Origin of the sequence: Niallia sp. RD1 (assembly GCF_024219955.1) — a bacterium.
In the GTDB taxonomy this organism is placed as follows: Bacteria; Bacillota; Bacilli; order Bacillales; family Cytobacillaceae; genus Niallia; species Niallia alba.
Window position 1 is genome coordinate 749982 of the sequence record NZ_CP100420.1, and the last position, 23420, is coordinate 773401.

At 36.3% G+C, this 23420-nt stretch carries 24 protein-coding genes, 1 pseudogene and 1 riboswitch; of the genes and pseudogenes, 14 read left to right on the plus strand and 11 right to left on the minus strand.

Annotated features, from left to right (window positions below):
- Positions 1–116: 116 nt before the first annotated feature.
- From NKG37_RS03545 to NKG37_RS03565, 5 genes are all read left to right on the plus strand, one after another.
- Positions 117–425, plus strand: coding sequence for a helix-turn-helix domain-containing protein (locus tag NKG37_RS03545; protein ID WP_016205486.1), 309 nt, complete (start codon positions 117–119; stop codon positions 423–425).
- The gene (locus NKG37_RS03550) at positions 425–802 is read left to right on the plus strand and encodes an IS3 family transposase (protein WP_254415808.1); all 378 of its coding nucleotides are present in this window, start codon (positions 425–427) and stop codon (positions 800–802) included. The genes NKG37_RS03545 and NKG37_RS03550 overlap by 1 nt, the downstream gene beginning before the upstream one ends.
- Complete coding sequence (locus NKG37_RS03555) at positions 799–1281, plus strand: IS3 family transposase (protein WP_254416360.1); 483 nt, start codon at positions 799–801, stop codon at positions 1279–1281. Before NKG37_RS03550 ends, NKG37_RS03555 begins: the two co-directional genes overlap by 4 nt.
- A 276-nt stretch (positions 1282–1557) precedes the next feature.
- Positions 1558–2901: an IS1380 family transposase gene (locus tag NKG37_RS03560; protein WP_118977697.1), complete on the plus strand. Its 1344-nt coding sequence runs from the start codon at positions 1558–1560 to the stop codon at positions 2899–2901.
- A gap of 196 nt (positions 2902–3097) precedes the next feature.
- Positions 3098–3424 (plus strand): hypothetical protein, encoded by a 327-nt coding sequence (locus tag NKG37_RS03565; RefSeq protein WP_169189520.1) that lies wholly within the window; start codon positions 3098–3100, stop codon positions 3422–3424.
- Positions 3425–3628: 204 nt separating this feature from the next.
- Here NKG37_RS03565 and cysK read toward each other — a convergent pair whose 3' ends face one another.
- Positions 3629–4564, minus strand: coding sequence for a cysteine synthase A (gene cysK, locus NKG37_RS03570; RefSeq protein ID WP_302183231.1), 936 nt, complete (start codon positions 4562–4564; stop codon positions 3629–3631).
- A gap of 435 nt (positions 4565–4999) precedes the next feature.
- On the opposite strand from cysK, the gene NKG37_RS03575 reads away from it, so the two are divergent.
- Entirely contained in the window at positions 5000–5290 is a 291-nt protein-coding gene (locus NKG37_RS03575) for a hypothetical protein (RefSeq protein ID WP_016205070.1), read from the plus strand.
- A 323-nt stretch (positions 5291–5613) separates the two neighbouring features.
- On the opposite strand, the gene NKG37_RS03580 is transcribed toward NKG37_RS03575, so the two are convergent.
- The gene (locus tag NKG37_RS03580; protein WP_254415810.1) at positions 5614–6069 is read right to left on the minus strand and encodes a hypothetical protein; all 456 of its coding nucleotides are present in this window, start codon (positions 6067–6069) and stop codon (positions 5614–5616) included.
- Positions 6070–6399: 330 nt separating this feature from the next.
- On the opposite strand from NKG37_RS03580, the gene NKG37_RS03585 reads away from it, so the two are divergent.
- On the plus strand, positions 6400–7170 hold the full coding sequence (locus NKG37_RS03585; protein WP_254415811.1) for a Fic family protein: 771 nt from the start codon (positions 6400–6402) through the stop codon (positions 7168–7170).
- A 442-nt stretch (positions 7171–7612) separates the two neighbouring features.
- Positions 7613–8929, plus strand: a complete 1317-nt coding sequence (locus tag NKG37_RS03590; protein WP_254415264.1) for an ISLre2 family transposase — start codon at positions 7613–7615, stop codon at positions 8927–8929.
- A 244-nt stretch (positions 8930–9173) separates the two neighbouring features.
- On the opposite strand, the gene NKG37_RS03595 is transcribed toward NKG37_RS03590, so the two are convergent.
- The 3 genes from NKG37_RS03595 to NKG37_RS03605 form a co-directional block, all read right to left on the minus strand.
- The gene (locus tag NKG37_RS03595; RefSeq protein WP_016205422.1) at positions 9174–9320 is read right to left on the minus strand and encodes a hypothetical protein; all 147 of its coding nucleotides are present in this window, start codon (positions 9318–9320) and stop codon (positions 9174–9176) included.
- Between the two features lie 158 nt (positions 9321–9478).
- Positions 9479–10318: an endonuclease/exonuclease/phosphatase family protein gene (locus tag NKG37_RS03600; RefSeq protein ID WP_254415812.1), complete on the minus strand. Its 840-nt coding sequence runs from the start codon at positions 10316–10318 to the stop codon at positions 9479–9481.
- Positions 10315–11958 carry a PTS transporter subunit IIBC gene (locus NKG37_RS03605; protein ID WP_101729532.1) on the minus strand — a complete coding sequence of 548 codons (1644 nt, stop codon included), beginning with the start codon at positions 11956–11958 and terminating at the stop codon, positions 10315–10317. The genes NKG37_RS03600 and NKG37_RS03605 overlap by 4 nt, the downstream gene beginning before the upstream one ends.
- A gap of 280 nt (positions 11959–12238) precedes the next feature.
- Here NKG37_RS03605 and NKG37_RS03610 point away from each other — a divergent pair, with 280 nt between their 5' ends.
- The 4 genes from NKG37_RS03610 to NKG37_RS03625 all read left to right on the plus strand — a co-directional run bounded on the left by NKG37_RS03610 (position 12239) and on the right by NKG37_RS03625 (position 16079).
- A complete protein-coding gene (locus NKG37_RS03610; RefSeq protein WP_302183207.1) occupies positions 12239–12913 on the plus strand; it encodes a PTS transporter subunit IIC in 675 nt (224 codons plus the stop codon).
- A gap of 187 nt (positions 12914–13100) precedes the next feature.
- Positions 13101–13202: riboswitch (purine riboswitch) on the plus strand.
- 73 nt (positions 13203–13275) lie between these two features.
- On the plus strand, positions 13276–14349 hold the full coding sequence (locus tag NKG37_RS03615; RefSeq protein ID WP_169189305.1) for a solute carrier family 23 protein: 1074 nt from the start codon (positions 13276–13278) through the stop codon (positions 14347–14349).
- An 18-nt stretch (positions 14350–14367) separates the two neighbouring features.
- Complete coding sequence (locus tag NKG37_RS03620; protein WP_224428328.1) at positions 14368–14901, plus strand: phosphoribosyltransferase family protein; 534 nt, start codon at positions 14368–14370, stop codon at positions 14899–14901.
- Positions 14902–15818: 917 nt separating this feature from the next.
- Positions 15819–16079, plus strand: a complete 261-nt coding sequence (locus NKG37_RS03625; protein WP_016205452.1) for a hypothetical protein — start codon at positions 15819–15821, stop codon at positions 16077–16079.
- Positions 16080–16283: 204 nt separating this feature from the next.
- On the opposite strand, the gene NKG37_RS03630 is transcribed toward NKG37_RS03625, so the two are convergent.
- From NKG37_RS03630 to NKG37_RS03640, 3 genes are all read right to left on the minus strand, one after another.
- Positions 16284–17446 (minus strand): IS3 family transposase gene (locus NKG37_RS03630; RefSeq protein WP_254415813.1). Its coding sequence is split into 2 segments (ribosomal slippage): positions 16284–17170 and positions 17170–17446, totalling 1164 coding nucleotides; the frame shifts between segments, so codons are not numbered across the junction.
- 77 nt (positions 17447–17523) lie between these two features.
- The gene (locus NKG37_RS03635; protein WP_016205455.1) at positions 17524–17985 is read right to left on the minus strand and encodes a helix-turn-helix domain-containing protein; all 462 of its coding nucleotides are present in this window, start codon (positions 17983–17985) and stop codon (positions 17524–17526) included.
- Between the two features lie 92 nt (positions 17986–18077).
- Positions 18078–19166 (minus strand): glycosyltransferase, encoded by a 1089-nt coding sequence (locus NKG37_RS03640; RefSeq protein ID WP_254415814.1) that lies wholly within the window; start codon positions 19164–19166, stop codon positions 18078–18080.
- Positions 19167–19494: 328 nt separating this feature from the next.
- Here NKG37_RS03640 and NKG37_RS03645 point away from each other — a divergent pair, with 328 nt between their 5' ends.
- On the plus strand, positions 19495–19905 hold the full coding sequence (locus NKG37_RS03645) for a type VII toxin-antitoxin system MntA family adenylyltransferase antitoxin (RefSeq protein WP_254415815.1): 411 nt from the start codon (positions 19495–19497) through the stop codon (positions 19903–19905).
- A 580-nt stretch (positions 19906–20485) separates the two neighbouring features.
- Here NKG37_RS03645 and NKG37_RS03650 read toward each other — a convergent pair.
- The 3 genes and pseudogenes from NKG37_RS03650 to NKG37_RS03660 form a co-directional block, all read right to left on the minus strand.
- Positions 20486–21031 carry a transposase gene (locus NKG37_RS03650; protein ID WP_254415816.1) on the minus strand — a complete coding sequence of 182 codons (546 nt, stop codon included), beginning with the start codon at positions 21029–21031 and terminating at the stop codon, positions 20486–20488.
- Entirely contained in the window at positions 21031–21414 is a 384-nt protein-coding gene (locus NKG37_RS03655; protein ID WP_254416361.1) for a magnesium chelatase subunit ChlI family protein, read from the minus strand. Before NKG37_RS03655 ends, NKG37_RS03650 begins: the two co-directional genes overlap by 1 nt.
- Before the next feature lie 24 nt (positions 21415–21438).
- Positions 21439–21525: pseudogene (locus NKG37_RS03660) on the minus strand (ATP-binding protein); the annotation flags it as partial.
- Positions 21526–21703: 178 nt separating this feature from the next.
- Here NKG37_RS03660 and NKG37_RS03665 point away from each other — a divergent pair.
- A complete protein-coding gene (locus tag NKG37_RS03665) occupies positions 21704–23410 on the plus strand; it encodes a HAMP domain-containing methyl-accepting chemotaxis protein (protein WP_254415817.1) in 1707 nt (568 codons plus the stop codon).
- Positions 23411–23420 lie beyond the last annotated feature (10 nt).

Below are 23420 nucleotides of genomic sequence, written 5' to 3' on the forward strand. Positions count from 1 at the left end.
CATTCCTGTGAAACAAGATTATTTGGGGCCGTCACTGTGCAGTGAGCCCCTATTAGTAGACATGTATAAATTCGGGAAAAAGTGACCATACAGATAGTAAAAGGAGCCGATAATACATGTCTACAAGTAAACGAAAAAATAACAAGTATTCACCAGAGTTGAAGTTAGAGGCAGTAGAAAGAGCAATGGCAGGAGAAAGCGTATTAATTATTGCTTCTGACTATGGAATTCCAGACCCAGATTATATCTATGTGTGGATTAATAGATATAAAACATATGGTGAAGTAGGATTGAAACGTAAAAGAAGAAAGCAACCTCAAATGGATAAAGATCAATTAATACAGGAACTAGAAATGGAGAATGAAATTTTAAAAAAGTATCTAGCAATTCTGAACGAGGAGGGAAAAAGTATAAATTCAAGGTAGTGGACGAACTAAAAAAGAAATATCCAATAGGGAAGATTTGTGCAAAACTACAAATCTCAAGAGCCGGCTACTATAAATATGAAAAAAAGAAAGAAAAAAAGAAAAGAGAATCAAAGAAAGAAAGACAGTTAAAGGAGTATATTCAATTGATTTACGAGGAACATAAAAGTAGGTATGGTTATAGAAAAATACGTGCTGTTTTAAATAACCAGTATAACATTCCCGCAAGTGAGAAAGTTGTACGCCGACTAATGCAAGAGTTAGGTTTGAAAAGCAAGGCGCGTAAATGGAAAAAAGGAACTAAACAGCATAAAGTGCCTCAGCAGGATTTATATATGAAAATATATTACAAAGAGACTTTTCTACCAAACGAATAAATGAGAAATGGGTCACTGACGTAACCGAAATTTCCTATGGAAATGGAAAACTATATTTGTCTACAATCCTAGATTTACACAATAATAGAGTATTAGGGCATTCGATAGCTGAAATCCATGACGTTAATTTAGTAAAGGCCTCCTTACTAGACGCATTGAAAAAGAGAAAAAATAAAAACAAGAAACTAATCCTTCATTCTGATCAAGGTTTTACCTATCGTTCAACCAAGTGGCATCAATTAGTGGCAAAAAACCAACTTACGCCAAGTATGTCTAGAAAGGCCAATCCTTTTGATAATGCCTGTATTGAAAGCTTCTTCTCCTATCTAAAGACGGAACGCCTAGAAGAACTAAAGGTGGCTCATAATCAAATTGAAGCTATAAAGGTTATTAATGACTTTGTCTATTACTATAATCATAAACGAATTCAAAGTACGTTGAACTATAAGACACCTAATCAATATGTCGCGGCTAGTTAAACAGAGAGCCACAGGCTATATTTTCTCCTTGTCATCTTACAGACCACACCTCAGAATTCTGGGAGCTTGTCAAGTGCCTTCCTTGACAGGCTCCCAGGGTTCTGAGACACTTCGCCAAGATGATAAGAGAACAACAAGAAAAGGACATTACATACATTGGAAATTACTTGAACACCTGAGTCCGTGACGTAATTAATAATAAATGTGCCCACAAAGCCTGATATAATAATGTTATCAGCTGATTTATGTTGATAATTTTATTTCACCAGGCAGGTGTTGAAATTGGTTAAGTTTATTTTAGAAGATTCCGATGATACATTAACGACCCATTCGGGTCTAGGTTTAATAGGTTTGCTTTTATCAAAAACAAAATTTTACAAACGTTTTTCATCCTTAAAGGTCCCAGAAATCAAGTCGTCTCCGGCCATTCTTAATGGGGATGTTACCACTTCTTATGTGGGTCTATTGTGCCAAGGTAAGAATGATTTCGACCATATCGAAGAATTTCGAGATGATCCCTTCTTTTATCGTGCATTGGATATTCAAGTGGTTCCATCAAGTCCCACACTACGGCAACGACTCGATCAAATTGCCAAGGTGACTGGATGGAAATCCATTGTTCTGGAAGAATCGGCTAAACTAATACGGCAATTTGATTCTCCTGTCACTCCAACAATTACTAGTGACAAAAAATCATACGTACCTCTGGATATTGATGTATCGCCATTTGATAACTCAAATACTAAGAAAGAAGGGGTTAGTCGCACATACAAAGGATGTGACGGGTATTCCCCTAACTTCTCCTATTTGGGTCAAGAAGGCTACGTTGTAAATGTGGAACTTCGGGAGGGAAGCACACACGTTCAAAAGGATACTGAGAAATTTCTCGAGAAAAGTATTATATATTCTCGGATGATTACTGATCTATCGTTATTGGTCCGTATGGATGCAGGAAACGATAGTGTCGAAAACCTAAAAGTTTGTGTGAATGAAAAGGCCGATTTCATAATTAAACGAAATCCTCGCCGTGAAAAGCCTGAAAACTGGCTCATGGTAGCTGAACAATTCGGTAAATGCGTTCAGGAGCGAGAAGGAAAACGTGTATTCTATGGTGCTTTAGAAACAACTCCAAAGGGAATGAAAAAAGCCATTCGCCAAGTCTATAAAGTAACAGAAAGAACGATTGATAAAAACGGCCAAATCCTCTTAATCCCAGATGTTGAGTTTGAGAGCTATTGGACTACCCTACCTAATGAAACAGAGGAAATAATTAGCCTTTATCACGAACATGCCACTTGTGAACAATTCCACAGTGAATTAAAAACGGATTTAGACCTAGAACGTTTCCCTTCTGGGAAATTTGCCACCAATGAATTAATCTTACATCTTGGATGTTTAACCTACAATCTCCTTCGGATTATTGGCCAAGAAAGCCTGAAATCAGGGGATGCGCCGCTTAAAAGAAAGGTCTTCCGTCGCCGAGTAAAAACGGTTATCCAGAATTTGATTACATTAGCTGCAAAATTGGTAAAGCATTCCCGAAGAATTTACTTAAAGTTTGGAAATCATAGTCCTTGGTTTCCTACTTTTAAACGACTGTATCTTTCATTTACAACATAAGCCTAGGAAACTGAATAGGTAATAAGACCTGAAAAAAATTATAGGTAAGCAGGTTTTATTTAGTGTACACAAAAAACAATCAATCCAACTTAAATTAGTACGAATGGCAAGAAAATAAGGAATTCCTAAAATTATCGGAAGAATTATTTTTTATCACGGATTCAGGGAACAGTTAAGATATCGGAGGATTGATACATTGACTATTTTAACAGAGCAAGAAGCTACTTCATTAATGCATTCATGTGGAATAAAATGCAGTAAAGAAAAGGTAAGACAATGGCTAGATGAGGGAATACTTAAAGGTTCAAAAGAAGCTACCGGCCAATACTTTGTAGGCGAAGATGACGTTTATAATTTCCTAGAATACTATAGGTGGGAAGGGACTGCTTTTGAAAAGGGCATAAATGAAAAGGAACAAATAGAGAGATTATTAAAAGAAAACATAGAACTGAAAGATGAGCTTGGAAAATTAAATAGAGAAATATACGAATTGGAATGTCGTCTAAGAATTAATCCATTTTAACCATAAAAATCCCCTACCTAAAAGAGCCAAGGGAAGGGATTTTCAATCTAATTATGAAGATAAAAGGGGTGATGAATTGTCACCAATGAGTACATTTCTGACCTTACTAAGAAAGTGCTCTATTGCTTAACCTAATTAGATTTATTAAACTAAACCGAATTTATATTGTCTACTTTTTAGATCTCGGTGCACTGTGACCTTATTCTATTCTGCTGGAAAAAGTTCTGTTGATAAGTATCTTTCTCCTGTATCAGGAAGTAGAACAACAATTGTTTTCCCTGCATTTTCTGGTCTTTTCGCTATTTGAGTTGCTGCAAAAGCAGCTGCTCCTGAAGAAATGCCTACGATTAGTCCTTCCGTTCTTGCCAATTGCTTTGCTGCATCAAAAGCATCCTCATTTGCTACAGTAAAAATCTCATCCACTACAGAACGATTGAAGTTATCTGGGACAAATCCAGGTCCAATTCCTTGAATTTTATGTGGAGCCTTTGTACCGCCTGATAAAACTGGTGAACTAGCAGGTTCCACTGCAATAATTTGAACAGAATTCTTCTTCGATTTTAATACTTCTCCTACTCCACTAATCGTACCGCCAGTTCCCACTCCCCCTACAAAAATATCAACTTCTCCATTTGTATCCTTCCAGATTTCTTCCGCTGTTGTTTTTTTATGAATTTCTGGGTTGGCTGGGTTTTTAAATTGTTGAGGGATATAAGAGTTAGGAATTTCAGCAGCCAATTCTTCCGCCTTTTTAATTGCTCCAGGCATACCGTCTGCCGCTGGTGTTAGAACCAACTCTGCTCCTAAGGCAATAAGCAATTTTCTACGTTCGATACTAAAGCATTCAGGCAGTGTAATGATAAGTTTGTATCCTAATGCTGCTGCGGCAAATGCTAATGCTACACCAGTGTTACCACTTGTTGGCTCAATAAGAACCGAGTCTTTATTAATTAGCCCTTTTTCTTCTGCATCTCTAATCAACGCCAGACCAATTCTATCTTTTACACTTCCAGCTGGATTAAAATACTCTAATTTAGCGATAACTTGTGCTCCAACATTATTTGCTTCATTAAAGTTTACAAGTTCTAACAGAGGTGTATTACCAATGAGTTGAGTTAAATTAGTTGCGATGTTTGCCACTTTGTTTACCATTTCCATTCCTCCTACACTCTTAATCCCGATTTAACATATCAGATATATAAACTTTACTACTCTACACACAAAAGTACAAGTATGATTTTAAATTTTTTTGAATTTTTTAAATTAAATTTATCTTTTTGAAGGGAATCAGGGGGGGACGGTTCTATGGCTTTCCTTTGAAATACTCATCACTCCCTTTCCCCACCCTTTTACTACAGAAGGAGAGACTTGGTCTTTCTTCTCTATTTCTTTGACTATAAAATAGGAGAAAGTAGTGCAAAACGTACAGAAGTATTAGACGATTATTATCTTTCTTTTTATCCCAAAGCTTCCTAAGTTACTAAATTCAATAACATACTTTTGAAAATTTGATGATATAATTTAAGAAAAAGGAAATTGGAAAAATTTTAAATTTCCCCTATTGGAGAGAGAACAATGAAATTAAGTGACCGTTTTTTTAAGAATAGAGTAAAGCCTATCGCAATTGCTCAGTTAATATTGGTGATCCCACTGCTAATTATCGTAATTTTAACTTTTACATCAAACACTGTAAATTTGTTCTATACGGCCGTTATACAAATTCTGCTTGCAATATCGATGTTTTTAACGGGGATTGAGCAATATATGCTTAAAAACAAATGGCAAGCTATTACTTTTTTTGCCTTAACATTATTTATCATTTTTGTTGTTATTCAAACCTTTTATGTTGCAAGTATACAGAGATAGTTAAACCGACTTAAAAAAAACGCAAGGTTATATATACTCCCTTGCGTTTTTGTGTGAATTATAATGTTAAAACAATGCAACTTCCTTTGTGATTTTGGTTTCTATATGCGATTCCTACCTTAAAACTGAATTACAAAATCTCCCGTGAAACAAGATTATTCAGGATGTCTCTATAACCAAAAAAGGGAGAGAAAGCTCACTCCCGTTCTTAAGAACCTTATTCAATCAAACGTTTGATTAGAAAATTACCAAAAAGAGCAATCTCTTTTCCACTGAGAGATTGCTCTTTTTATCCTATCACTCTATTTCTGATGACATTGCTTCTAAAATGCTTTACTTTTAAGTATTTCATTTTCTTTTCCTAAAACAATAATTTCGTATCTTTGATCTTCTTTTAACAAGGAGGGTAACTTATTCGATACAATTATTTTGTTTGTCTGATTAATTAGTTTCGTACTCTTTTCTCTATTGTTAGCAGAAAGTGATGTTTTTATATAATAAGTAATTAGTTGAGAATCCTCATCTAATGATACATTCTCATAATGAATGGATGATATTTTTAGTTTATTTTCAATTTTGGAAGTTACAACTAGCCATCTAGCACCCTCATTGTATGATTCGATATAGTTATGATTTAGAGCATTGGGAAAAAGGAACCTAAATGACAGCAGAATTAGTAATAATAAGAGGATGATTTCTAGAATACGGCTTCTTTTTTGCTTATTTTCTTTTATCATTTTTCTATATTTATTTTGTATTTTTTGTTGCTGAAAATTCATAACAAAGCTCCTTCCGACATTTTATATCCATTCATTTCTATCAAAGGGAAAAATAACCATTTTTCGATAAATTTATAGTATACTATATTTGTAAGCGTCAAACTATACCCACATGGTTTGACGCTTACATATCTAGCACTACAGCGATTTCATCATATTTTAATTCTAATATATATTTTAAAAATAATCCCTCTCGATACTTGGGTTTAATTTTTTTAATTTAGAATTGAAGTAAATAATTATCAAAAAGTATTTTTCGAGGGATTTGAACGTATACGGAATGGTTATCCGATAACAACTAGATTGATTCAGGAGCTTCACCAAATACTTATGGAAGGAGCAAGAGGTTCCATACAATCAAGTGGAGACTTTCGGAAAATCAAAAATTTCATTGGCCCAACAAATAGGATTGAGGATGCGTCTTATATCCCTATTTCAGCTGATAAGATTAATGATTACATGAGTAATCTTGAAAACTTTATTAATGGTCTTCCCTACAATCAAAACTTATCAGTTAACCATTTAGCTGGGTTAACTGATAGTTTTATATTCGATGAAAATAGCGACCCTCTTATAAAAGCGGCAATTATACACGCTCAATTCGAATCTATCCATCCTTTTCTTGATGGTAATGGTCGCTTAGGAAGGATTCTAATTGTTCTATACCTTATGCAATCAAAACTTGTCACAAAACCCATTTTCTTTGTAAGTGAGGAATTAGAAAAGGAACGTATGCGATACTATGATCTATTAAATGGTGTCCGTGGACAAGAGCCTGATTGGGATAGCTGGATTCTTTTCTTCCTAAGTGCATGTAATCGTATGGCTGAAAAAAATAATACTAAACTAGATAATGCTGAAGAATTTGCTACAGCTGGTATGAAACTATGTGAAACCCCTTCAGATACACGAGTTTGGTTATATACCTTCTCTAATCCATTTACAAATGTTTCTACTGTTGCAAAAGCTCTAAACATGTCTCCAAATACTGCTAGAAAGTCTTCGAATCAATTGGTAGAAAAAGGATTATTATTCACTGATCGTCATACAAAAAGAAATAAAAAATTTCGTCATTACGAGCTTGTGCGGATTCTTAGTTAAAGGGGATTCGCACTTTATTAAAATTATTTTCAGCAAAAAATAAGAAAATGAAACCCCAAAATGGCTCCTTCCCTTTGACCTTTACAGAGAGACAGAATATAGCATTTTGTCTTTTGGTGGTGCCTGGTGCCTGGCACCTGATTTTTAGGTCACATCCAAAGCCTCCCGTGAAACTTTCCTGTGAAACAAGATTATTCGAGGTGTTGCTGTGACCTGTAACCTTTAGCAAACAACAAGTATGAGTAAAATGTTTGTGGGAGAATAAATATCCTTTTTGTCTAGTTGGGGGACGAGTCCCCCAACTAGACAAAAAGGCCACCAAGCGAAAGCGCGGTAGCTGGAAAAAATTAAGTATTAAAAAAGAGAGCTTCCTTTTGTAAAGTAGAGTTTGACTAGAAAACTACGAAAAGGAGAGGCTCTCATGAATCAATGTAACATAAAAATGCCATCATTAAAAGAATTGGAAAAAACTTTATTTCGAACACTACAAATGACGTTTCAAGAAATCCTTATTCAAACGTTAGAAAATTGGGATCAAGAGATTGCCAAGCAACGAGACAAAAGAAGATTTGCTTTACGAGATAAACGAGAAATACGATTAGATACAGCGTTTGGAGCTGTGGAGCTGAAGCGTAATTATTATTTCGATCGTGTAACCAAAAAATATATTTGTCTGTTAGATCATTATTTACAGTTTCAAGGGAATAAAGGGTTTAGTCCACTATTAGAAGAATGGGGGCTAGAATTAGCGACAAATGGTTCCTCCTATCGAAAGGCGGTGGAAACGTTCGAACAATTTTTAGGCTATTCGGCGATGAGCCACGAAGCATTACGGCAACATCTTCTTCAAACAAGCGTACTTCCCGCTAAGGAAAAACGTCCTTTTCAAAAGGTGTTGTTTGTCGAAGTAGATGGATTATATGTGAAGAGTCAAGAAAAGAAAAAGCGTGGATGGGAGTTGAAATTCGCCGCTGTACATGAGGGATGGAAAGAAAACGGAAAGCGAATCAGGCTCCGAAATAAAAGGCATTTTCTTTATGAAGGAAAAGAACCCTTTTGGGAAGCCTTTGAAACGTTCTTACAGAATCATTATGCGTATGATCCTACCCAAACCTTGCTTATTATTAATGGTGATGGAGCAGGCTGGATAACGGCATGTCGGGAGTATTTTCGGGAACGCGCCTTTTTCACCATGGACCGTTTTCATGTCGCTCGTTCGATGAAGCAACTAATGAAGAGCCATCCTCGATACCGCTACATGAAAAGAGCGTTAAAAAACTACCAGGTAGAAACATTACTTCTAGAGTTGAATAGCGCAGTAGGAACAATGGATACACCAGAAGAAGAAGAAAAACTAGCACATTTCCTCGGCTTTTTAACGCATCATCAGGAAACCATAAAAGATTACCGTAGTTGGTTACAGGAAAAAGGTGTGGACACGACAGCGTATCGTCCAATGGGAAGTGCAGAGGCGATGATGAATCAATTAGCCAAACGATTAAAGAATGGAAGAGCATGGAGCAAAAAAGGGGTCATGAGCATGGCGCGCTTGTGGATTGGATTGAAGGATGACCTATCCATCCAAACGATATATGGGAAATGGGAAAAAGCCACGGAAAAATCAAAGAAAGAGCATCGAGCGAAAAGAAAAATACCCACAAAATTAGTAACAGAAACCGTGCGTCAGAACATGCCATACTTAAATCAAGCGATTGGAAAACCCGTTCACTTTGCCTTACAGGGATTAAAAGGTTTTTAAAAAATGAGAGAATCAACAGTTGGAAGAACAAAACCAATTGGAAAGCGGATACAAACTTAGAGGTTTTACTTTATAAAAAAGGGAGCTAAAAAAACTCCCACAAAAACTTGACTCAATCAACAACAACACACAGTTGAAAACAATTGTTATAAGCTATATAATAAACGTATATCATGAAAAAGAGAAGTGCACGAACACTTCTCCCTGCAACCTCTACCGTCAGGGTGTGGTTGTCAATTAAATATTATTTTGGTTGAGAACCACCCTTTTGCTTGCGACGGCGTAGGGTGGTTTTCTTGTTTTCTAATATGTTCTTCCGAAAGAAATAGGCGCTTATCTCATGCACAATCCCCTTCAGAACTTCACGAAGAAATTCAAGAAATGTTTCCATGATTATCACCTCCTTTCCTAAACGGAAAGAAGCACAACAACCAACCACCCTCACAATATTCAGTTGCTATTTCAGTTTATCACATTCACACAATCTAACTCTCTATCAATCTTCGACAAATTTCGGGCCGTCACTGTGACCTAGAATTTTGGTGCCTGTCACCCTATCTCTACCTTAACCCCAAAATGATCAGACACAACCGGCGTGGTTCTTCCATCAAAAACAGTTTCATATGAGTAAACAGATAGATTAGAAGAAACAAAGATATAATCAATCCGAAGCAGATCACTATTATTCTCCCAGCCATCAATTTTCTTCACCACAGTATGGCTGCCATTTTTGACCGTGGCATCTAGATAAGCATCCTTTAAATGGGGGTGCTTGGAAACAACGCTATAGCCTTCTTTCTCGATATGAGCAGGGTTATTAAAATCGCCCATCAACAAGATATATCCACCTGCCCGTGCTTCCGCTTCCCATGCTTCAACAAGCTTGTTCCATTCATACAAGAAAGGATAGCTTTCGGTTTCATCCTGCCACCAAGAGAGGTGCAATCCGTATACTAAATAGTTTCTTTCACTTGCTTGAAAACTAACTTCCAACGCTTTTCTTGTATGATAGTCTGTATAATCATCTTTGCGGGACAGCAATATCCCTCTTGCATTTGTTACCTTAAATCGAGTGAGAATGGCGATTCCTTCATCATATTGGTCGTAACCAATATGACTAGGAACCCAGCTCCAATAATATTCAAGCCCTTCTTTCTTCAGCTCCTGCTGGAGAAGAAAAGCAAAGTTATCTTTTTTAATTACCGTATCTTGATTGGGGGCAATGAAAAAAGAATCCACCTCTGCCTCCTCTGCATCCATCGATTGATTTACTTCCTGTAAGGAAATAACATCATAGGAATCAGCAAGCAATTGCACCTTGATCGCTTCCAGTTTTTCTAAAGGACTTTCTTCTATCCAGCTATGGGTATTTAATGTTAATAATTTCATTCACTTTGCTCCAAATAGTCATTAATGTCTGATTTCAGAATGTCAGCCTTTGGACCATAGATAGCTTGAACACCGCCATCCTTCTTAATTAAGCCCATTGCACCAGCTGCTTTCCATGACGATTCATCGCCTACTTTATCTAGCTCTTTTACAGAGACACGCAGTCTTGTCATACAGGCATCCACATCAGTAATATTAGCTTTTCCGCCTAATAAGTCGACAATTTCTAACACTTGGCTGTTAGTAGGACCAGCGTTCCCAGCTTCAGTGGTGTTAGAATCTGCATCACTTTCATAGTTACCATTACGACCTGGTGTTGAAAAATTAAATTTCTTAATCATGACATTCGCAATAAAATAGCTCACTATAAAGAAGACAATACATACAATTACATAGTTTAGGACGTCGCCTCCCAAGCCTGCTTTAAAAGCAATCGGCAAACGTGTAATCAGTTCTAAGTTTCCAAAGGAATGGAGCCGTAAATGGACAATATCCGCAGAGGCAAAAGCTAATCCTTGTAAAATAGCATAAACAACATAAAGTACTGGAGCAGCAAACATAAACATGAATTCTAATGGCTCTGTAACCCCTGTTAAGAAGACAGCGATGGCTGCGGAAAAAATCATTGATTTATATTTTTTCTTTTTATCCATATCCACATTTCGGTAGATTGCAACAGCGACTCCCATCAAAATTGCTGTTGCACCAATCATCTGCCCTACTTTAAAACGTGCTGGAGTAACAGATGAGAGCAGTTGATTATATGCCGCAGTATCACCCGCATTTTGTAGATTTACTAAATCACTTGCCCAAGCTAGCCAAAGTGGATCTTGTCCAAATACTTCCTTACCAGCCATCACACCAGACATGATCGTATACGTTCCACCTAGTGAGGTATAGTTAATTGGAATCGTCAACATATGGTGTAGACCAAATGGAATAAGTAGACGTTCAGCTGTACCATAGATAAAAGGCGCTAGGATTGGAGCGCTTTCACTTGAAGTCGCAATCCATAATCCAAAATGGTTAATGCCTGTTTGAATCGTTGGCCAAATCACCGCAAGGATCAAGGAAACGATAACAGACCAAAGGATAACCACAAACGGTACAAATCGTTTTCCATTAAAGAAGGCCAGTGCATCTGGCAGCTTTCTGAAATTGTAATATTTATTATAGACAATTGCTCCGATAAAGCCAGAGATAATCCCCACGAAAACACCCATATTAAGTGCAGGCGCTTCCAATACACTTGTAAAATATCCTTCTACTAAAATCTTGGTTCCAAATAAAGTATGCGTAAATGCACCATCTTCAGATAGCATTTCATTTGTGACCCCAAAGATAGAGCCTGTAATTCTATTAATTAATAAGAAGGCAATTCCCGCAGCAAAGGCTCCGCCTGCTTTTTCCTTTGCCCACGAACCACCAATTGCTAAGGCAAATAAAATATGTAAATTCCCAATAATCCCCCAGCCAATATTCTCTACAACGCTTCCAATTGTGATAAAAACAGAAGCATCAATCATGGCAATCAGCTTACCTAAACTAATCATAATCCCAGCTGCCGGCATAACAGCTACCACTACCATCAATGCTTTTCCGAATTTTTGCCAAAATTCAAATGACAACATCTTTTTCATTGTGTTCCCTCCTATTTACAATTAAAACGTTTGCACTAAAACTTATCTTTGATTATAGTAATATATCAACCATTTTACAAGAAAAATATTTATAATTTTAGTAATTAATTGCAAAAATAGCGCAAACGATTGCATTAATCAGAATCACCTTCAGAAAAAATCCTTCTTTTAAAAAGAATGATAAATAAATTGCGTCTGTTAATTTAACTGTCTATCTCTTATGGACAAAATAGACCGTTTGTCTTTTTATGGTGCCTGACTCCCAAAAAACCCTGGACAATTGTCGGTCGCAGAAATTTTCACCTTAGCCTTTACTGGTGCTGTTGCCCTTGAACTATTTGCATTAGTTGGCAGTTGGTTCGGCCCAGCTATTGGTCCTTTATCCGAAGGTATTACATCGAAAATGAGTAAGCGTTTTAAAGGCCGGAAATTATTGATAGGAATCGACTGGCCAATCCTGGCGACACGCGCAGAACTATGGGCAGTAGCGAATATTTTAGCACCAATCTTGCTGCTAGTCGCTATCTTTCTTCCCGGCAATACAGTCCTTCCATTAGGAGGAATTCTGCTTACTGTATTAGCCCCAGCCCTTTTAATCGTGACAAAGGGAAGAGTAGTACGCATGACCATTATTGGAACCATTTTAATTCCTTTATTCTTATGGGGAGCAACTTTTATTGCTAAATTCGTGACAGAAACCTCTAAAGCTATGGGGAATTTTCCTAATGGATTGGATGCAGATGCCCTGTTCTCTTCCGTGGACTCTGATCCAATTGAAAAAATGCTAGCTATTCTATTTGGGAAAGCTGTCGATGCTTGGGATATCAAATTAATAGGATTCTCCGTGTTAGCGCTTATCGCTTATATCCTGTTATTCGGCTGGTACTTTAAACAAATGAGAAAAGAAAATAAGAAAATGGAATTGAAACAAAATACAGATAAGAAAGTATCATAAGTAGAAAATAGGGTGTTAACTTTGAAATTTCAGGTTAGCATTCTATTTTTATTTTCATGGAGCGTATAAAGAAAATCGCCATAACTACTGTATTCATCCTTCAGCAGATTCTACTGCCAAAAGAAGTCCTCATCTTCTATTTTTTCAAAATTTTTATTCAAAATACGAACTTTTTAAGTTACAATGTAAATATTGTACGTAAATAACCCGTATAATCCCGGTAATATGGTCTGGGAGTCTCTACAGAGTGGCCCTAAATCACTCTACTATGGACGGAAAATTTCTTTTTCTAGAAACCGTTCTACTTTGCTGAACGGTTTTTTTCTATAGGACATTGCGGGAAATAGTAAAGGAGAAGGAAAATGGAAGATATACTAAAAGACATACTAGCAGCATTTAGTGTTGTATTAAATGGATTGCCCCAAGGGTTATTGGCGCTATCTTTTGGCTTTGCGTCCGTGCCAACCGCACTTGCTTTTCTTGTAGGTGCTGCTGGGAATAGCTTAACAAGCAATGTAGCTGTTATTTCCTTTCAGGCGGAAACCATAACAGTTGCAGGAACAATGGGGAAAAATATGCGCGAACGGCTCTCTTCCATCTTTTTTGGTGCCTTTTTATTAGTTATTATAGGTGTTTTTGGATTGATGGAACAAATCGTTGCCTGGATTGGTCCTGTTATTACAAACGGGATGATGGCTGGTGTTGGTTTTATGCTTGCAAAGGTTGCCTGGGATATGGCAAAAAACGATCGATTGATTGGGGTCACTTCATTCGCTAGTGCCTTATTAACCTATATTATTTCAAAAGACTTAGTATATACAATCACTGTTTCTGTGCTGCTTTCTAGCATTGTCTATCATTTCACTAAAAAAGAATCTGCCACTGTAACAAATATGCTAACAGAAGATAAATTTAAGCTCCAAAAGTTTATTCTCAACCCTTCTGTTATTCGCGGGGCACTCGCTCTTGTTTGTTTGAATATTGGTGCTAATATTGCCTTTGGAAAAATCAATGGAGAAATCGCCGGAGCAAATGTGAATATTGACACGCTAACGATTATTAGTAGTTTAGCAGATATGGTCTCTTCTTTATTTGGCGGAGGACCTGTGGAAATCATTATTTCTGCGACTGCTTCTGCTCCCCATGCAGTATGGGCAGGTGTTCTAACAATGGCCATCATGGCAGCGATCCTGTTCTTCAAACTTTTGCCGAAGATTGGAAAATATGTACCTAGTTCATCCATTGCCGGTTTCCTTTTCGTCTTAGGTGCGATTGTGACATTACCAGGCAATGCAACAGCCGCACTAACTGGTACAGAAGCTAGTTCCCCTATTGTTGGAGCCATTACTATCATCGTAACAGCCATTGCCGATCCATTTTTAGGGTTATTAGCTGGCGTTGTGATGGAATTTTTACTAGGACTCTTTGGAGTTTAAGAAAAAGGAGAATTTATGATGGAGACTTATTCACTAGCTGTTGCCGGAGTAAAAAGAAAGTTACCAATTATCCCAATTTCAAATGATTTAAAGATTGCAAGCTTTGTTATTTTAGGCGATACAGAAATCGTCGTTGCAGCCGCTTCCCTCTTAGCAGAGCAATTGAAAGACATCGATTATTTAGTAACAGCCGAGGCAAAAGGAATTCCCCTCGTCCATGAACTATCGAAACAACTAAACATGCCAGAATATATCGTTGCTCGAAAAAGTGTAAAACCCTATATGGACGAACCGCTAATCAATCAAGTCGTGTCCATTACCACACAAAAAGAACAATTACTCTGTTTAGATGGAAAAGACGCCGCCAAGATTAAAGGAAAACGCATTGCCTTAATAGATGATGTCATTAGCACCGGAGAGTCGATACGAATACTCGAGGAACTAGTTACCAAAGCAGGAGGAATCATTGTTTCCAAAGCTGCCATTCTTGCTGAGGGTGATGCTGCCGAAAGAGATGATATCGTTTATTTAGAGAAGTTGCCTGTGTTTTGATGGGTAGAATTTCAGGGGGACGGTCTTATAAGAGGTATGAAAGTAGGAGATAATTTTTGCTTTCTCTCCTCTTATCGTCTTGCATCTCTAGAAGAATTGATTATATGGTATGATTTTCATTACTAATCATTTAAATTCGAATAAAAATCGTCCCTTTCAAAATGTTGGTCTAGCCACTTACTTTTTTCACCAAAAGGGACGATTTTTTATAATAAATGCAAAAGATATATCTTAACACTTAGCACTATTTCAATTCATTTAATCTGGTAAGTCTATATTTGAATAGCGGTCAAGATATAATGGTTCAACTTCACTTTTGCTAATTTTTTCGAAGTGCTCTGTTACGTAGCCTTCATTATCATATGTTATCCCACCATATCCTCCACCTTTTCGATACCTTAAAGTAATAGAGTTTTCAGTACTAAATAGTAGGTTTGGTCACAGTGACGACCCGAAATTTGTCGAAGATTGATAGAGAGTTAGATTGTGTGAACTCGTTGCACAGCGACGTTCAGAAAAATCTTGTTTCACATGAATGTTTCACGGGATGTTATATGTGTGTGATGGTTATAGAAATTTGTTAATGGATTGTTGCAGAAGAATAGAGCAAATCTTATTTAACCCTTATTTTACTAATAGGGTATAGTTGCACAGAGACGTCTTGAAATCAAATTCGTAAATTCATTTATAAAAATTTTAAAATGAACTTACGAATTTTAGTTAATTAAAATATTGATTCAAAAAAACTGATAATTCATTGACTATAATCCTATTGATATATTAGTATAAAGATACAATAAAAAACTAACGGGAAGTCCCCGAGAATCCTATGGAAGTTTGTACATTTGCTTGTACAAACTCGATAGCATTTTCAGGGACTTTTTTGTTTTTTTTTGTGAAAAAAAGGAGGAGTCTCTATGAAGAAGTTAGTAAGCGCAAAAGCAAATTGGCTAAAAAAGGAGTTGGCTTATTTTGGATCGACTGCAGTAATCTGTCTGTATCTGGTGATTCCAAGTAATGTTTATGCAGAAGAAGCATGGAAGAAGGCGGGGTTTGATAAAAGGCCTTTGGACGAGGATTTTATGAGAAATCTATTTTTTGTAGTAGCATTCTTAGCAATAATCGCAATTATTTATATTACTATTTTCATTATTTTACGCAATCGCAGTAAACATTAAATTGGGATTAACAGATGTCAATTTGACAATTCTTGGTCACAGTGCACCGAATTGTTGGTTTGCCTGATGCTTCTGTTAAAGAGTCATGAAACAGGTGCCAGGCCATAGCCATCAAGTTAAGCATATCATTACTAATCTAGATAAAAAAGTCTATCCTTTCTATTAGACTGACCTAGCAATATGGGACAGTTATAAAACACCTTCTTAGGCTGCCATATTACCAAACTCTATTGGTGTGTAGTAGCCTAATTTTTCTTGAATACGCTCTTCGTTATAATACCTCATAAATTGATCGACACGTTCTGTAACTTCTTTTAAAGACAAAGAATGAAATTTAACATACTGAAATTCTTCTGATTTTAGGTTTGAGTGAAAGGACTCAATGACTGCATTGCCCCAACAATTTCCCCTGCGTGACATACTACTGACTAAATTCTTCTCTTTGATCCGATTTTGATACGCATAAGAGGCGTAAACACTTCCTTGATCTGAGTGGATGATTACTCCTTCAGGGTTTCCTCGTTTTGCTAGTGCTTCATTCAAGGTATCCATTACTAAAGAAGTTTGTTGATGGGGATAAAGCCTATAGGCAACGATTTGAATGTTAAACAAATCCATGATGGTAGATAAATATAAAGTATCTGGACCATATTGAATATAGGTAATATCTGTTACCCATTTTTCTTTAGGATTGCTTGCATAAAATTCTCGCTGTAATAAGTTTGGTGCAACAATGACAGATTCCCCTTGTGATTTCCACTTTCTCTTTTGCTTTACTCTACACTGAAGATGGTATTTTTGCATAATGCGTTGAACAGTATTGCGATTTAATTTAATCTGATAGTTACGCTTTAACAGCTCCTTGATCTTCCGGTGACCGTATCGGTACTTTGTTTCTTTACATAGGAAAATAATGGTTTCCTCTTGTTTAGACAACTTGGCAGATTGCGAAGATGCCCAGCGATAATAAGTAGATCTTGGTACATGTAAAGCGGATAAAATAGCTGATATAGTATACTTTTTTCGTAATGTCTTTACTAGTCGGAGGACAATTTCTTTTTCAGCTCCTTTTCGATCTCCAAATACTTTTTTAAGATTTCATTCTCCTGCTTTAAATGATTCATTTGGCGTTCCTTTTTCTCTTCATCACTTGAACCATCTGGTCCATACCCATATGAGTATTGCTTTCCTATTGGTTGATCGAATCGATGAACTTGATTTTCCCGATACCATTTCATCCACGTTTTGATTTGAGAAACATTTTTAATCCCATGTTTCTGCATGATTTCTTGATTCGTAAACTGACCGCTCATCTTATCTCTAACAACTGCCCACTTAACCTCATTTGAATATACGTTTTTGCCCATGCAAAACACCTCCGAATTTAGTACTTTGTTTAATTGTACCATTTCGAAGGTGTTTTATATTGTCTCATTAATTTAGGTTAGTCTAGAGTATTAGCTGCTTCTTGATAGTCTTTTTTGTTCCCTAAACAATCTAGCACAATTTGTATTCGTTCTTCCCAAGTCGTTTTTCTTCCCTTAGTCATAGAGCTCGTCCTTCCTTGTGACGTATCTTTTATTTCACTATGACTATTATACTTCTTAATCCACCCTCTAAGGACAGATGGATCGGATATTTCATACATTCTCGTAATTTCACGAATCGAGTAATTTCCAGAGGCATAATCTTGAATAGCGGATAACTTTAGTTCTTTAGAATACTTTTTCCAGGAAGAAGTCTCTTTTAGTCCTTCTAAACCGAATGTATCAAATTTATATTTCCATTCCAAAACGGTAGAAAAGTGCACCTTATAAATCGATGAAACTTGGAGTGACGAATTTACTTCCCCTAAAGCTTTCACTATTTGATATTTCTCTTCTACAGAATAAGATTTTCTAGACATAAAAATACTCCCCTACAAGTAACCAGATTTTTATTTTTTAATCTGTCTACCTAAAGGGGAGCATATCACCTTTCCCTCTATCTAACTCAACACTAAAATAGAAACAACAATAATTCGTCCACGATCACATCCACTTGGTTCCTAAATCCATTACTTGTCTTCCGTTCACGCTTTCCTCGCTCATATCGAAAATCTAAGAACTCCTCCCACTCCATGACCTCTCCTAATGCATGCTTTAAAACAAATGCGATTGTATTCTGATCCTCTTTCATTCCATCTCTGTTTAAAAGGAGTAAAGGCACATCATAAATTACCGCTTCACTTACCGTTCCCCACCCGGCCTTCGTAATGACAAGGTCGCTTGCTGCAATATAATGCTGTGACTCAGTCTCATCAGCAGGAATGGAGAAAACATTATCTCCTTCCATTCTTACATTCGATGAGACAATAAATACACAATCCTTACTATCCCAGATTGGCAACGAACTTACATTAATATGATTTATCTTCATTCCTAGGCCAAAGAAAATAACAGTCTTTTTCCTAGAAGGATTTACCTTATCAAGAATCTCTTCTACCTTCTCATCTTCAATCTTTCTAGAAAAAAAGGAAAAATCCCTCTTATCCCCTAGCCAATTTCGTTCATTATTGCCTGCTAATAAGAAAAAGGAAGTCATCCTTTCATATGCTTGTTTCAATCTCTCTAACCTTTCCTTATCCAAAAGGAGTTCATAGGCACTATACCAAGTAAAATTAGAAATTCCAATAGAAGGAATCCCTGCTTTCGTAGCTGCTTCAAACGGTAATGGGGAAATATCAGAGATAACTATATCTACTTTGTTACTTATAAGAAAATCCTCTTCCTTCTCCATCTTGCTTTTCCAGTCTTTAAAAAATATATCAAAACTCTCTTTCAATTTTGCCTTATCTGGCTCCAAACTTTGCTTCTTAAGAAAATAACCAATATCAGTTGATACTTCTCTAATAGAAACTTGTTTGAAAGGAAGAGAATTCTTCAAGAAAGGAATAGCAAATGTATGACAAATAATGATATACAAAAAAGGCTCTTTCTCCAAAAGTTCTCTAATAATCGCAACAGAACGCGCCGCATGCCCATATCCATAGTCCGATATATAATAAGCAATGGTTTTCTTGAAATTCCTCCTATTTCTATTAACCATAGGATACCCCCACCTAAACGAATTGATAGGAACTATTTTATATTCCTTTTAATCCCTGCAAGGAACTATCATTTGTCCTGTTGTAATGCCAACGATATAAGATTGGTGTGTTCTGCCAAACACAAAACAACCACTAATCAAGTAAATATAAAGATACCAGGCTGTATTTTATTTCTCTTTAGTGCAAATTGCAAATAGAATTACTTTTGTCTTCTTGAGAAAGATAATTGTCTTTTTGCGGTGCCTGACACTAATTCTTGACCCCATGTCCCTATATGTGCGGTTTTTCCTTATAAGCTTTATAATATGAGAAAGGACGGTGATAAGCATGCTAAAAGAAGAATTACAAAAGAAGTTAGTTGATAAAATCATTCTAGACACAAACCCAGCCTTCGTCATTCTATTTGGTTCATTCGCTAAAGGCACGACACATGATGAAAGTGATATCGATCTTACTTATTTCAGTGACAAGAAGCTATCATCTTATGAACGTTTTATGCTTGCTTCTGAGCTTGCTGCAATTGCCGGTCGGGAAGTCGATTTAGTCGACATTAAACAAATCGATACAGTATTTACAATGCAGATTTTTGAGCAAGGCAATCCGATTTATATACATGACGAGAACGAATTTACATGCCAAAAAATGCGTGCTTATAGCATGTATGCTACGTTAAGTGAGCAACGTGCTACAATTATTAGTGCGATCAAAGAAAGAGGGAGTGTATTCGGCAATGAATGATGTTATTTTAAATAAAACGACGACAATTGAACGTTGTGTTAAGCGTATTTATGAAGTGTACGAAGACAATCCTGCAAACTTAACGGACTTTACAAAACAGGATAGTATCAATTCGTGGTCACAGTGACCACACCTGAGGATGAGGAGAAATTCGCACTTTCCCCTCTACCATCTAAACCTTACAAAATGTCTAAATGGAAAACAGCGAATACGGTCCGACTATCACCTCTCTGTCGATTGATATTCAGTTCCATATGAATATCAATCGACAAGTCAAAGTGAAACAGCTCTGTGAAACAAGATTTTTCAGGGCGTCACTGTGCAGCGAGAATTTGGTCCTCTTTTAATTTTGTACGGAATCGACAACAAAAAAAAGCACACCATGCAGTTACATCAGCTTGCCCCCTCCAATTCCCTTCAAGCATCAAAAGGCGCATAAAAACGGCTGTATGTATTTACCAGCAAATATTGACTATTAATTTCTTCCTCAACATGTATTTCTTAGATGAACTAATTATGATTTTTGTCTTTTTTGGGGCTGACCACTTAATATGGTGGTGGTATTCACAACGAATCTATATCATTTAAAGGTTACGCTACAACAATACTTTTCCCGTTTCTGTGTCGGTGTCCCTTCATAATAATCTAGTAAAAAATTCACATTCATAAAACAAGGTACTGTCGAATCCTTCTTATAATATTGATAGCTACTCCAAGGATAGTATTCTGCCAGCTTAACCATCCTCGCCTCTACTGGGTTAAGGTGTATATAACGGCTAACTTCTAACATACCTTCTTTGTCCTCAATCCTTTTGTCATAAAAACGTTTTTCAAAGACATGGCCTGTTAAACGGTATTTGGTGTTATAGTAATTGGCATAACGTTTATTGATTAGTGCCATTAGCTTTGAGATGGGTACTTCACTAGAACGCAATTGGAAATGGAAATGATTATTCATGAGGCAATAAGAGGCGATTTCAAAGGGGTACTTTTCGTAGAGTTGAGTTAGGATATGAAGAAAAGCTTGAAAATCACTGGCATTCCGAAACAAGGGATCACGTCGATTCCCCCGGGAAACAATATGATAAAATCGCTCTGGTATATATACTCTTTTCTTATAGGGCATTATTTCTCCCTCGCAATCGCCATTTGTTTATTCTGCTCCCAGCGTCTTAAGGTCATCGCTTCCCAAATGGCTTGATCAGCTATTCTTTCTTCCCCTGCTAAATCAGAAATGGTCCTTGCGAGTCTAATAATTTTAATCTGAACACGATTGCTCCAGTTTTGCTTAGAAGATATTTGAGTGAGCGTCTTTTTCTGTTCTGTTGTCAAGGCACTCGTTTCCACCAAAATTTCAAACGGAACCTTCGCATTGGATACTTCTTGTTGATACCGTTCATACTGGTGCACGCGCGCTTTTTCCACTCTTTTACGAATATCATTAGAAGATTCTTGCGTCGTGGAGGACCGGTTAACATTAACTGACTGTAAGGATAAAAGGATGTCCATTCGGTCATAGATAGGACCTGACAACCGATTTCGGTAGGCTTGAATTTGCTTTTGGGAACAGGTGCAATAATGATGAAGAGAACCGAGGTATCCACATGGACAAGGGTTCATATACAAATACACAAAAATAATTATAAAGTAGTTATGTTTAAAATAGATTAACTTTCATGGCACTTTAATAATAAGTGCCTTTTTTAAAAAAATTCCATTAATTATAATTGACAAGAAGCACCACAGTTCATATAATAAAATAGGTCTTTTTTCCTAAAAAATAAAGGGGGTTTAAATATTGGAATTCACAGTTGGAAAAAAATTATATAGTGGTTTTCTTATTATCGTTCTCTTAATGGGCACTTTAGGATGGATTGGAATAACCAAGTTAGGACAATTAAATGATTCAACAAAATTTATTACAAACGAAAAAATACCAGCACTATACACTATAACCGAAATGAAATATATTATTTCTGAAAATTTCGGCATCATCAGTGAGCATATTATTTCACCAGACGATGAATCCATGTTAAGAAAAGAAGAGGAGTATAAAACCAATAAGAAAAAACTTGATAAGTTATTTATAGAATACGAAAAATATATAACAACTAAAAACGAAAGAAACTTAATTGATAAGATAAAAAACGAAATTGGATTATATAATAACTTTGTTAATAATGTATTTACATTAAGTGCTGGAAATAATGACGATGAAGCAATTATAAAAGTTGCAAATTATCAAGAGAAAATTAATGAAATGACAATGGATATGGATCAACTAGTTGCATTAAACATGCAATTTGCTGAAGATGCAAGCAAAAAGGCTAGTAATTTGTATCAAAGCGGGCTTTCTGAATCCATAATCTTTATTAGTATAAGTTTATTTTTCGCAATTGGAGTAGCGTTCTTTATCACGCGTGGCATAAGTAAACCTCTTGTCTCAGTAACAGATACTTTAAAACTTATTTCCGATGGTGATTTGACTATGGAGCCTTTAAAAATTCGTAATCGAGATGAGATTGGTTTACTAGTTAGTTCACTCAATAAAATGTTAATAGATTTAAATGCAACTGTTTTGACAGCAAACAATTCAGCAATCCAAGTTGCATCTTCCTCAGAGGAATTATTTGCAAGTGCTGAGCAAAGTACAAATGCCTCTGAACAATTATCAAACCTTGTGCAAACTAATGCAGAAGGTGTAGAAATACAGTTAAATCGGATTGATAATGTCTCTGCTTCACTAGGTCAAATGGTCAAACGTGTAAAAGATATAAGTAATAATAGTACCGAAATGGATAAATCAACAAAAATCACATCTAAATTTGTTGAAAAAGGAATGACATCTGTTGAAACAGTTGTACATCGTATTCAAGATATTAAGGCGTCGTTTAATCAAATGAACGCTGTCATTAACTCACTTGATAATCGTTCAAAAGAAATTGGGAATATCTTAGCATTAATTACCGATATTTCAAATCAAACTAATCTCTTGGCACTAAATGCTGCCATCGAGGCCGCAAGAGCAGGAGAACATGGAAAGGGATTCGCAGTTGTAGCAGACGAAGTAAGGAAACTTGCAGAGGAATCCAAAAAATCAGCAGACCAAATAGCAGAAATGATTATAGAAATTCAAACAGAAACAAAGAATGCAGTATTATCGATTGACGAAGGAAATTTAAAGGTACTAGAGGGTATTTCTTCAACTGAGGAAGCCAAACAATCCTTTAATGATATTAAGAATTCTATGTCAGATGTTTCAAATAAAGTTACAGATGTTTCAGTATCTATTCAAGATATTGAAGCCATTAGTTTAAATATATCAATGGCTCTTGAAAATGTACGGGACATTGCAGAAAAGAGTGTAACTTCAAGTCTAGAAAGTAGTGCCGCTACAGAAGAGCAACTAGCCACAATGGAGGAAATAGCCTCATCGGCTCAATCACTTTCTTCATTGGCAGAAGAGTTACATTTAGTAATCTCTAAGTTTAAGATTAAGGGCTGATAATAATGGT

Coding starts and splice junctions, on each gene's coding strand:
- NKG37_RS03580 (WP_254415810.1), bottom strand. CDS start 6,069: ATGAATTTTCAGCAACAAAAAATACAAAATAAATATAGAAAAATGATA.
- NKG37_RS03545 (WP_016205486.1), top strand. CDS start 117: ATGTCTACAAGTAAACGAAAAAATAACAAGTATTCACCAGAGTTGAAG.
- NKG37_RS03595 (WP_016205422.1), bottom strand. CDS start 9,320: ATGGAAACATTTCTTGAATTTCTTCGTGAAGTTCTGAAGGGGATTGTG.
- NKG37_RS03605 (WP_101729532.1), bottom strand. CDS start 11,958: ATGAAAAAGATGTTGTCATTTGAATTTTGGCAAAAATTCGGAAAAGCA.
- NKG37_RS03640 (WP_254415814.1), bottom strand. CDS start 19,166: ATGGTTAATAGAAATAGGAGGAATTTCAAGAAAACCATTGCTTATTAT.
- NKG37_RS03635 (WP_016205455.1), bottom strand. CDS start 17,985: ATGTCTAGAAAATCTTATTCTGTAGAAGAGAAATATCAAATAGTGAAA.
- NKG37_RS03650 (WP_254415816.1), bottom strand. CDS start 21,031: ATGCCCTATAAGAAAAGAGTATATATACCAGAGCGATTTTATCATATT.
- NKG37_RS03585 (WP_254415811.1), top strand. CDS start 6,400: ATGGAAGGAGCAAGAGGTTCCATACAATCAAGTGGAGACTTTCGGAAA.
- NKG37_RS03655 (WP_254416361.1), bottom strand. CDS start 21,414: ATGGACATCCTTTTATCCTTACAGTCAGTTAATGTTAACCGGTCCTCC.
- NKG37_RS03600 (WP_254415812.1), bottom strand. CDS start 10,318: ATGAAATTATTAACATTAAATACCCATAGCTGGATAGAAGAAAGTCCT.
- NKG37_RS03625 (WP_016205452.1), top strand. CDS start 15,819: ATGAAGAAGTTAGTAAGCGCAAAAGCAAATTGGCTAAAAAAGGAGTTG.
- NKG37_RS03590 (WP_254415264.1), top strand. CDS start 7,613: ATGCCATCATTAAAAGAATTGGAAAAAACTTTATTTCGAACACTACAA.
- NKG37_RS03645 (WP_254415815.1), top strand. CDS start 19,495: ATGCTAAAAGAAGAATTACAAAAGAAGTTAGTTGATAAAATCATTCTA.
- NKG37_RS03575 (WP_016205070.1), top strand. CDS start 5,000: ATGAAATTAAGTGACCGTTTTTTTAAGAATAGAGTAAAGCCTATCGCA.
- NKG37_RS03620 (WP_224428328.1), top strand. CDS start 14,368: ATGGAGACTTATTCACTAGCTGTTGCCGGAGTAAAAAGAAAGTTACCA.
- NKG37_RS03615 (WP_169189305.1), top strand. CDS start 13,276: ATGGAAGATATACTAAAAGACATACTAGCAGCATTTAGTGTTGTATTA.